The organism is Deltaproteobacteria bacterium, assembly GCA_019308995.1.
In the GTDB taxonomy this organism is placed as follows: domain Bacteria; phylum Desulfobacterota; class Desulfarculia; order Adiutricales; family JAFDHD01; genus JAFDHD01.
On record JAFDHD010000114.1, the window covers coordinates 1 to 9857 of the forward strand.

At 50.2% G+C, this 9857-nt stretch carries 11 protein-coding genes; 9 read left to right on the top strand and 2 right to left on the bottom strand.

Going from position 1 to position 9857, the window contains the following annotated elements; genetic code table 11:
* The first annotated feature begins 296 nt into the window (after nucleotides 1-296).
* On the top strand, nucleotides 297-899 hold the full coding sequence (locus tag JRI95_14420; GenBank protein ID MBW2062736.1) for a CDP-alcohol phosphatidyltransferase family protein: 603 nt from the start codon (nucleotides 297-299) through the stop codon (nucleotides 897-899).
* 185 nt (nucleotides 900-1084) lie between these two features.
* On the opposite strand, the gene groL is transcribed toward JRI95_14420, so the two are convergent.
* Complete coding sequence (gene groL, locus JRI95_14425; protein ID MBW2062737.1) at nucleotides 1085-2728, bottom strand: chaperonin GroEL; 1644 nt, start codon at nucleotides 2726-2728, stop codon at nucleotides 1085-1087.
* Between the two features lie 44 nt (nucleotides 2729-2772).
* On the bottom strand, nucleotides 2773-3060 hold the full coding sequence (groES, locus tag JRI95_14430; GenBank protein MBW2062738.1) for a co-chaperone GroES: 288 nt from the start codon (nucleotides 3058-3060) through the stop codon (nucleotides 2773-2775).
* Nucleotides 3061-3446: 386 nt separating this feature from the next.
* Here groES and JRI95_14435 point away from each other — a divergent pair, with 386 nt between their 5' ends.
* The 8 genes from JRI95_14435 to JRI95_14470 all read left to right on the top strand — a co-directional run bounded on the left by JRI95_14435 (nucleotide 3447) and on the right by JRI95_14470 (nucleotide 9457).
* On the top strand, nucleotides 3447-4019 hold the full coding sequence (locus tag JRI95_14435) for an RlmE family RNA methyltransferase (protein ID MBW2062739.1): 573 nt from the start codon (nucleotides 3447-3449) through the stop codon (nucleotides 4017-4019).
* A gap of 36 nt (nucleotides 4020-4055) precedes the next feature.
* A complete protein-coding gene (locus tag JRI95_14440) occupies nucleotides 4056-4799 on the top strand; it encodes a YebC/PmpR family DNA-binding transcriptional regulator (protein MBW2062740.1) in 744 nt (247 codons plus the stop codon).
* Nucleotides 4800-5297, top strand: a complete 498-nt coding sequence (ruvC, locus tag JRI95_14445) for a crossover junction endodeoxyribonuclease RuvC (GenBank protein MBW2062741.1) — start codon at nucleotides 4800-4802, stop codon at nucleotides 5295-5297.
* Nucleotides 5294-5905 carry a Holliday junction branch migration protein RuvA gene (gene ruvA / locus JRI95_14450; protein ID MBW2062742.1) on the top strand — a complete coding sequence of 204 codons (612 nt, stop codon included), beginning with the start codon at nucleotides 5294-5296 and terminating at the stop codon, nucleotides 5903-5905. Before ruvC ends, ruvA begins: the two co-directional genes overlap by 4 nt.
* Nucleotides 5906-5909: 4 nt before the next feature.
* Nucleotides 5910-6932: a Holliday junction branch migration DNA helicase RuvB gene (ruvB, locus tag JRI95_14455; protein ID MBW2062743.1), complete on the top strand. Its 1023-nt coding sequence runs from the start codon at nucleotides 5910-5912 to the stop codon at nucleotides 6930-6932.
* A gap of 81 nt (nucleotides 6933-7013) precedes the next feature.
* Nucleotides 7014-7772, top strand: a complete 759-nt coding sequence (gene surE, locus JRI95_14460) for a 5'/3'-nucleotidase SurE (protein MBW2062744.1) — start codon at nucleotides 7014-7016, stop codon at nucleotides 7770-7772.
* A gap of 403 nt (nucleotides 7773-8175) precedes the next feature.
* Nucleotides 8176-8388, top strand: coding sequence for a dodecin domain-containing protein (locus JRI95_14465; GenBank protein MBW2062745.1), 213 nt, complete (start codon nucleotides 8176-8178; stop codon nucleotides 8386-8388).
* A 160-nt stretch (nucleotides 8389-8548) separates the two neighbouring features.
* Nucleotides 8549-9457: a J domain-containing protein gene (locus JRI95_14470; protein MBW2062746.1), complete on the top strand. Its 909-nt coding sequence runs from the start codon at nucleotides 8549-8551 to the stop codon at nucleotides 9455-9457.
* The last annotated feature ends 400 nt before the right edge of the window (nucleotides 9458-9857 follow it).

Consider the following 9857-nt stretch of genomic DNA (forward strand, 5'->3'; position numbering starts at 1 on the left):
CAGCTACTTATCTATGTTGTAGACACTACAACGCCAAGATTTATTCCTCGAAATAATAAATATTATCAATAAGATACACCATCCAATCTCACCAATGAATTCTGGAACATGGGTCATAAAGAGGCGTCGAAAAAACATCAGTAAAGATTCATGAGGCTAATCGGCATAGCGATTGCTTTCACACGAGGCATATGTTATAGAAATATAATTGCCTTAAAGAATTGCTTCATCCAAAAATGAAAGTATTGAAATTAAAAAATTCGAAAAAGTTTAAAGAAAGGACCTCGTCTGCGCGGTTGGATCGCGAATACTGGACCCTGACGGCATGGGTGGAAGGCTGGTCTCATTTCATTATTGACCCCATATCTCGCCTGCTCAGCCGTCTGGGGATACAACCCAACCTTCTTTCAGTGATTGGATTTTTTGCCGCCTCTGCTGCCGGCGCATTAATAGCGGCCGGGTACTTCTTTCATGGGGGATGGTTATTCTTTCTCTCCGGCCCTTTTGACGCCCTGGACGGGGCCGTGGCACGCACAGCTGGACTCGAATCGCGTTTTGGCGCCTTCCTGGATTCCTTTCTGGACCGTTATTCAGAGGCAGCCGTTTTATTCGGGATACTTTACTGGGCCATTATGCATGACAGCCCTGTTCTGGTCTTACTCACCTTCCTGACTTTGGTCGGTTCATTCATGGTTAGCTATGCGCGGGCCAGGGCCGAGGGATTGAACATTTCATGCAAGGTGGGCCTCTTTACTCGCCTGGAGAGATTTATTGTTCTGGCCATTACCCTCCTGACGCAGCAGCTGCTTATCGGGTTAATCATCCTTGCCTTCCTGTCGAACTTTACCGCTTTACAGCGATTATTTCATGTCTATCGTCAATCCTTGGATAGTGGTTAAGCATCATACAGGCCTGCTCTTGCCGGGTCTGACCAGAAATGCTTCTCGTTGAGAGTTTATCCCACGCCAGAGACCAGGGCCAGGCAAGGCGGGCTGTAAAACCTGGTTCTCAGGTCGTCCTTTAAAATAAAAAAAACCCCCTCGTAAGGAGGGGGCTTGATTTGATATAGCGCCTGTTAGGCGGTTTAATACATACCGCCCATACCACCCATACCGCCGCCGCCGGGCATGGCTGGTGGGCCGCCTTTCTCCTCTTCCTTCTTTTCCGCAACCGTAGCCTCGGTGGTGAGAAGCAGGGCGGAGACAGAGGCAGCATTTTGCAAAGCGAATCGGACCACCTTGGTTGGGTCAATGACGCCGGCTTGCATGAGGTCCTCGTACTCATTAGTTTCAGCATTAAAACCGATAGCGCCCTTTTTCGTCTTGATATGCTCAACGACGATTGCGCCTTCACGACCCGCATTGTTGGCGATCTGGCGAATAGGCTCCTCCAGAGCTCGCTTGACAATAGCGATGCCCTGAGCCAGGTCGCCCTCAGCTTCAATTTTATTTAAGGCTGGAATAATACGCAGGAAGGCCACGCCGCCACCGGGCACGATGCCTTCTTCCACAGCGGCACGGGTAGCGTTCAAGGCATCCTCGACCCGGGCCTTCTTTTCCTTCATCTCAATCTCAGTGGCTGCGCCGACATTAATTACGGCCACACCGCCAATTAGCTTGGCCAGGCGCTCCTGGAGCTTCTCCCGGTCATAGTCAGAAGTGGTCTCGTCAATCTGAGCTCGAATCTGCTTGACCCGACCCTCAAGATCGGACTTGGAGCCCGCGCCATCAATAATGGTGGTGTTGTCCTTGTCAATAATGATCCTCTTGGCCTGACCCAGGTCCTCCAGATTCACGTTCTCCAGCTTGATACCCAGGTCCTCGGAGATGACCTGACCGCCTGTAAGTATAGAAATATCCTCCAACATGGCCTTTCGCCGGTCTCCAAAGCCAGGAGCCTTGACAGCACAGGCCGTCAAGGTACCGCGCAGCTTGTTGATTACCAGCGTGGCCAGCGCTTCACCTTCAACATCCTCAGCCACAATCAGGAAAGGTTTCCCCAGCTTGGCGATCTGCTCCAGAACGGGCAGCAGGTCTTTCATATTGGAGATCTTGCTTTCGTTCAGCAGGATGTAAGGGTCTTCGAGCACCGTCTCCATCTTCTCCGGATCGGTTACAAAATAAGGGGAGAGGTAGCCGCGATCGAACTGCATGCCTTCAACCACTTCGAGGCTGGTTTCCATGGACTTGGCTTCTTCAACGGTGATGACGCCTTCCTTACCAACCTTGTTCATGGCTTCGGCGATGATGTTTCCAATAGTGGTGTCATTATTGGCGGAAATGGAACCGACCTGAGCGATCTCTTTCTGGTCCTTGGTCGGTTTGGATAGTTTTGTTAAGGCTTCAACAGCAGTATCCACGGCCATCTCGATGCCGCGCTTGAGCTGCATGGGATTCAATCCAGCGCTGACCAGCTTCTGGCCCTCACGATAAATGGATTGGGCCAGCAAAGTCGCGGTAGTTGTTCCGTCACCAGCCACATCAGAGGTCTTGGAAGCTACCTCTTTAACCATCTGGGCCCCCATATTCTCAAACTTGTCCTCGAGCTCAATCTCCTTGGCCACGGTCACACCATCCTTGGTGATGGTGGGAGGTCCAAAAGATTTTTCTAAAAGCACGTTCCGACCCTTGGGGCCCAAGGTGACTTTAACCGCGTCGGAAAGGATGTTGATGCCTGTCAAAATGGCTTCTCTGGCTTTTGCTTCATATTTAATTTCTTTAGCAGCCATGTTTTATTTTCCTCCTTGGAATTTAATAATGGGATTCATATTGATTATTCGATGATGCCGAGTATATCGTCTTCGCGCATGATAAGGTATTCTTCACCCTCTATCTGGATCTCTGTCCCGGCATACTTGCTGAACAGAATCCGTTCCCCGGTCTTGACATCAGGTTTGACTTTTGTTCCATTTTCCAGCACCTTGCCTTTCCCGACGGCCATGATCTTGCCTTCCTGGGGTTTTTCCTTGGCAGTATCTGGAATGATTATGCCTCCCTTTGTCTTCTCTTCCTCCTCAATCCTCTGAACGAGAACACGATCTTGAAGTGGTCGTACTTTCATAATAATTTCACTCCTTCCTTCCTTTTTGTTGTTAAGTTTAATTTATGCTTTGGCTCTGGATGCGGCCTTAATGAGCTCACAGAACCTTTTAGCCTCAAGGATGATGCCTCCTTAAAAAATTAGCACTCACCCAGTTCAGGTGCTAATATAGAGCCGGAATCAATCTTTTTCAAGTAGATTCATCATAAAATTTCTATGGCCTCGCAACTTTCAATCAAAAATTAAGTCGCCTTGCATCCAGTTTCAAGTCTTTTCTTGAATTTTCTTCATATTTTGACAAAATGGACTTGAAATCTAATCCCGTTTGCAAACCGATTCGCCTTGTGATAAAAAAAATATACGGAGCGGGGCGTTAAACATTGCCAAAAATAAAAGACCCCAGAAGGATCGCTGACTTCTGGTCCCGCAAGGCTCGGGAAGAAAAATATCCATCCCGCTCAGTTTATAAACTCAAAGAGGTGGACCTGAAATACCACCTGCTCCGGCCCGGATACAGGGTCCTGGACTTAGGCTCCGCCCCGGGCGGATGGATGATGTATGCCTCAGAGCGTGTGGGACCGCAGGGACGGGTCGTCGGTCTGGACCTTCAACCGTTGAAAATTCGTCTGGCGGCTAACATGCGATTCAGGCAGGCCAATGTGCTTGAGATCAACCCTGAAACGCTGGTTGAGCACGGAAAGTTCCGCCTGGTAATTTCCGACCTGGCTCCGAAAACAACAGGGGCTAAAGGAGTGGATCAGTCCCGGTCGCTTGAGTTGACCAGGGCGGCATTTAACCTGTGTCAAGCCGTGCTTCTTGAAGAGGGCGCTTTCCTGGTTAAGGTATTTGAAGGGCCGGACCTAACTGAATTCTTGAATGAATTCAGATCAGTATTTAAAACCGTCCGTCGGGTTAAACCGAAAAGCTCTCGACGGTTCAGCTCTGAGATCTTCGGACTGGGATTAAATTTCAAGGGCTAAAAAGAATGAGAATGGCAATAGGAGGAGGAAGACCAAGTGTCGGGGCATAATAAATGGAGTTCTATAAAGCATAAAAAGGGCGTTACTGACGCCAAGCGGGGGAAACTTTTTTCTCAGTTAATCAAGGAGATCACGGTGGCGGCCCGCCTTGGGGGAGGGGATCCTGATGGCAATCCACGCCTGCGCGCCGCCGTTACCGCAGCCAAGACCGCGAATATGCCTAAGAACAACATTGATCGTGCCATCAAGAAAGGCACAGGCGAGCTTGAAGGCGTGACCTATGAAGAATATTTTTTCGAAGCCTACGGCCCTGGCGGGACAGCGGTCCTGATTCAGATCATGACTGATAACAAGAACCGGGCTACGGCCGATGTCCGGCACATGCTGAGCAAGCACGGCGGGAACTTAGGCGAGAGCGGCTGCGTATCCTGGATGTTTTCTAAAAAGGGATTAATTACCTTTGATCGGGACAGTGTGGATGAGGATGAAATCATTGAGACCACCCTTGAAGCCGGGGCTGAGGATATTGACACCGAAGGCAACGAAGTCGAGGTTATCACCGCCCCTGAAGATTTTGAGGCCGTCAAAGAGGCCTTTGACAAGAAAGGGACCGGATATGTCTCGGCCGAGGTGGCAATGGTCTCTCAGGCCACCGTAAACCTTGACGCCGAGACGGCGCCTAAAGTTTTAAAGCTGATGGAGGCTTTGGAAGACCTCGAAGACGTGCAAAAGGTCTGGTCGAACTTTGATATTTCCGATGAGGTCATGGAGCGTCTTTAAGTGACTGTTGCCCTTGGCATTGATCCCGGTTCCAAGGTCACTGGATACGGTTTGGTGACCAAGGAGGGCCCTGAGCTAAAGTTTGTGGCCGCTGGTTTTATCAAGGCCGACCGCCGGGCTCCCTTACCTGACCGTTTAAATCAAATCTTTTGCGGACTCCAGGAGATTATTAAAAGACACGCGCCGGATGAGGTTGCGGTCGAGGATATTTTTTACGCCAAGAACGTCCGTTCGGCCATTCGGCTGGGACACATGCGTGGCGTGGCCTTGCTGGCGGCCGCCGCGGCTGACTTGCCTGTTTATGAGTATGCGTCTACCGCCATCAAGATGGCCGTGGTCGGTTATGGTCGAGCCACCAAGGATCAGGTCAACCTTATGGTCAAGCACCTGTTAAAAACAGACCAAGACTTGAGCCCGGACGCTTCAGACGCCCTGGCTGCAGCCATATGCCACCTTAACCAGAACCCGCTCTTAAGTAGAGAGAAACGGCAACGATGATCGCTTTTCTCCAAGGCGCTCTCAAAGAAAAATCAGCCTCCGCAGTGGTGATTATGTCCGGGGGCGTCGGCTATGAAATCTTCATCCCCCTCTCTACGTTTTACGCTTTGCCTGAGGAAGAAAAAGAGGTATCCCTGCATGTTAAAACCATCCTGCGGGATGACTCGATGCAGCTCTTCGGCTTTCTGACCAGGGCGGAAAAAGAGACTTTCCTTCTACTCAACTCCGTGTCCAAGATCGGTCCCCGCTTGGCCCTCAATATTCTTTCAGGCATCACACCGACGGAGCTGGTCCAGGCCATAATCCAGAAGGACGTGCCCCGCCTCAATTCAGTGCCAGGTGTGGGCGTAAAAACGGCGGAACGACTTATCCTTGAGCTTAAGGACAAGGTGTCTCAACTGACCTCAGTGGTTCCCGAAGAAATCCTCCCAACCACACCCACGGTCTTTGACCAGGTCGGGCAGGATGTGATCTCGGCCTTGCTGAATTTAGGGTATCGAAAGGCCGAAGCTGAAAAGGCGCTGGTGGCCGCCCGGGCCGAGGCTGGTGATGGCGCTGAGCTGTCAGACTTGCTGCGACACATCCTGAAAATACTGCAGAAGGCTTGAAAAAATGGGCGATCGGATTGTTGACCCAGGCCGTCTTCCTGATGAATCTGTCTTTGAAATAGGGCTTCGGCCCAAGTCTTTTTCTGAGTTCATAGGTCAGGATGAAGTTAAAAACAACCTGTCTGTCTTTGTGCAGGCGACCAGGGCTCGGGGTGAGGCCCTGGACCATGTGCTCCTGTATGGATATCCAGGCCTGGGTAAGACCACTTTAGCCGGTATACTGGCCCACGAACTCGGCGTCGGCTTCAAGAGCACCTCAGGCCCGGTGCTGGAAAGACCCGGCGATCTGGCGGCTATCCTGACCAACCTTCAGCCTAATGACATCTTTTTTGTTGATGAGATTCATCGGCTCAACTATGTCATCGAGGAAATTCTTTATCCTGCCATGGAAGAGTTCCAGTTGGACATCATCATCGGTCAGGGGCCTGGCGCTCGAACGGTTAAGCTGGACCTTGCCCCATTCACCCTGGTCGGAGCCACGACCAGAGCCGGCCTCCTTTCTCCTCCACTGCGGGACCGCTTCGGAGTGTTGCTGCGCGTGGAATTTTATATCACCGAAGACCTGACCAGGATTGTTACACGAGCGGCCCAGGTCCTGGACGTGACCCTGGAGGCCGAGGGCGCCTGGGAGATCGCCCGCCGCTCTCGCGGAACACCCCGGGTAGCCAATCGCCTCCTGCGCCGTGTCCGCGATTTTGCCGAGGTTCAGGCCGATGGCGTTATCACGCGGGACGTGGCAGACGCTTCCCTGAAAAAGCTCTCGGTGGACTCCATTGGGCTTGATAATCTGGACCGCAAGCTCCTGAGGACCATCATCGAAAAATTCGACGGCGGTCCGGTTGGGCTGGACACCCTGTCTACCAGTGTGGGTGAAGAGCGAGACACAATTGAAGACGTATGCGAACCGTTCCTCCTTCAACAGGGCCTTATCAACCGCACGCCTAGAGGCCGCACGGCCACGCGTCGGGCTTATGAACACCTGGGGCTGAAGCTGCCTCATAAAGAGGGGCAAGGCAGCCTGTTTTAAGCGAAGTGTCCGCCTGGCAGACCGGAAAACAAAGTTATATTCAAAGAGAACTTTGAGTATTCGAGGGTCTTTTCTCCTGCCATGAACATCCTGCTGACAAATGATGATGGCATACACGCTCCAGGATTGCGAGCCCTCTTCCAAAACCTGTCTTTGGAGCACCGCGTCTTTATTGTGGCTCCGGAATCGGAACAGAGCGCTGTCGGCCATGCCATTACCCTGACCGACCCCATCAAGGTTAAAGAAATATATAATGAGACTCGATTTTATGGCTACGCCATCAGCGGCACACCCGCGGACTGCGTCAAGGTGGCTCTGGCCGACCTGCTTGAGATCAAACCAGATGCGGTAATCTCGGGGATCAATCTCGGGGCCAACGTCGGAATCAACATCCTGTACTCCGGGACGGTTTCAGCCGCCACCGAGGCCGCTATGCTGGGTTTGCCTGCTCTAGCCGTCTCTCTCAACACTTATACGAATCCGGATTTCACATATGCCGCTGACTTTACTCGCCGGCTGATCAGGGAATTGGCCAGTTTGAATCTAGCGCCGCATGTCTGCTTGAATGTCAATGTGCCGCCGCTTCCTCAGGACAGAATTTGCGGAGTAGTTTGGACTAAACAGTACCAGACCGGCTTTAAAGAGAATTTTACAAAGCGATTGGACCCCAGAGGCAACATCTACTACTGGCAGGGAGGCGAGAAGACGCACCTGCATTCTGATCCTGATTCAGACGTGAGTCTGCTTGCACAAAATATGATCACCATTACCCCGATCAAACATGACCTGACCCATTACCAGGAGTTGGTCCGTCTCAAAGGCTTTTGCATGAAACCTTAACCTCATCACCATGTACTTAAGCTGGACCTAAAATGGGGTATTTCACACCAGGCAGGTGTGAAATACCCCATATTTGTGTAACTGATTCAAGGCATAAGGTAACTAGATGAGGTTAACCACTAAAGAAAAGGTCCGCATCTCTTGCCGTTATTTTATATATTCATGTCCCCTTTCCTAACCCCAGTACAACCCTCCAGCCTACCTGCAGATTCGGCCTCAGATAACTGGAACTGAAATCTGTCATCAAGCTTCTCTAGTTAAACACTTGGGCTAGTTTTTAATCAAGCAAAGGTCGCCCACCAAACCTCTTTATCTTGCCCTCTATTTGGCTTTATGGTACTTAAAATGATGCACCGTAAGCCCAGAGGACTGCGGCGAGATGTTTCAGAGGAGGTGAAGGGAAATGCCAGATAGCCGGGTAGCCAGGGTAACGGAGATTATTGCCGCTTCGTCAAAGAGTTTCGACGACGCCATAAAAACTGGTTTCAGCAGATCATCAAAGACGCTGCGCAACATAACCGGGATGCGCGTTCTGGAGCAGCGTGTTGCTGTGGATAAGGATAAAATCACTGAGTATCGGGTCCGCATGGAGGTTATTTTTGTACTGGATGATTAAGCCTCTGGCAGAGGTCTGCCATGAGGGGCTTGCTTTTTTTTCCGCTGAGTCATTGCCTTGGTAGACAAGCCGGGAGCTTGAAAACAAATTTCAATGGCATTTGAAAGCAAGCTGCGATAAAATATGAATCCATAAAAGCAGGTATAGATATCAGTAAACTATGGCTTCTTCAAAAAATCCTTTTGAAGTCTTCGGACTGACGCCAGAGATTGCTCACCGCATGGAGGAGAGGGACCTTTTTAGCCTGGTCAAGACCCTCTATCGGCATCTGCATAAGGTTTACCATCCGGACATGGTCGCTAGCCGTGGCAAGAGACCAAGCTCCCGGAATGCCTCCCGGGCCGCGGAACTGAACCTGGCTTATGAAAAGCTGAATCTAGACAAAGACCGCGATTCGTTTCGCCATTACCACATGCTATACATTGCCAGGCGCAACAAAGGGCTTCGGAAAAAGATCAACTCCCTGCGAATGGACCTCAAGGAGATCGAAAAGAGCAAGGAAGCCCTGACCAACAGCTTTATGGATTATCTGCTCGATCTGCTTAACTGGAGAAATGGTGACGGCTCTGACAGGGATGAGTCTGCCCAGATCTGTCTTGTCCCCCAGCCGACCGATCTCAAATTGGGGCTCAACGACATGGCCATCACCCACAACCTCCGCTCCTGTTCCTGGGAGCTGGGCTCGAACTATAAAGAGATCTTTTTTGCCAGCGACGGTAAGATGTCCTATCGGCCCGTAGGCCGTTCAAAGCCTTATCGTGTTAATTACATCCAGCTTCTGGGTACAATCGAAACAGACAAAATTGACCTTGTACCCCTTCTGAATCAGGTTCCCCCCAAGCCCAATTTTTTCAAGGGACCTGCCTTCAGCAGCCGCTACGCCAACCATAAAGCTTGTATCGAGATTATGAACATGCTTTCCTTAGAAAAGTTTAGAAAATTCTGTTTGCCTCTCCTTTCCCCTATTCTGAGAGAAAGAGCCTACCTTTTTTCCATCCAGCGTCCGATTTTTGAAAATGAGTTCAATATTTCGCTGGAAGGTGTGATCGTCAAAATATCTGAAATTTAGCCGCACCGTTGTCGTGATTGCGCTTGACAACACTTTTATAATCTTTAAAACTCAATACTAAGGCCTAAACATCTTGAATTTCGTCTTAATTTTCGTGTGAATTTCGTGATTGACACCTAACCGGGTCTGTGGCAGCTTGTTTCGGTTTTTAATGAATTTAAATAATTCTTGTAATTATTAAATCATCAGATCAGTCATTGCTTTGCAAATCTAATATGCTTTGAGCTTAGCCTGCCAAGTGATCCGGACTTGGCGCTATGAAACGCCGAAGCCGCTGAAAACCTCTTAAGGCATGATTCGGCTGAAGCGTATTATTTTGGAACATTAACTAGTGCCTGTCCGGTTTTCTAAGTATTTGGTTTAAAAGTAAAAAAAGCGCATTTTATGCTGGCCATTAGTT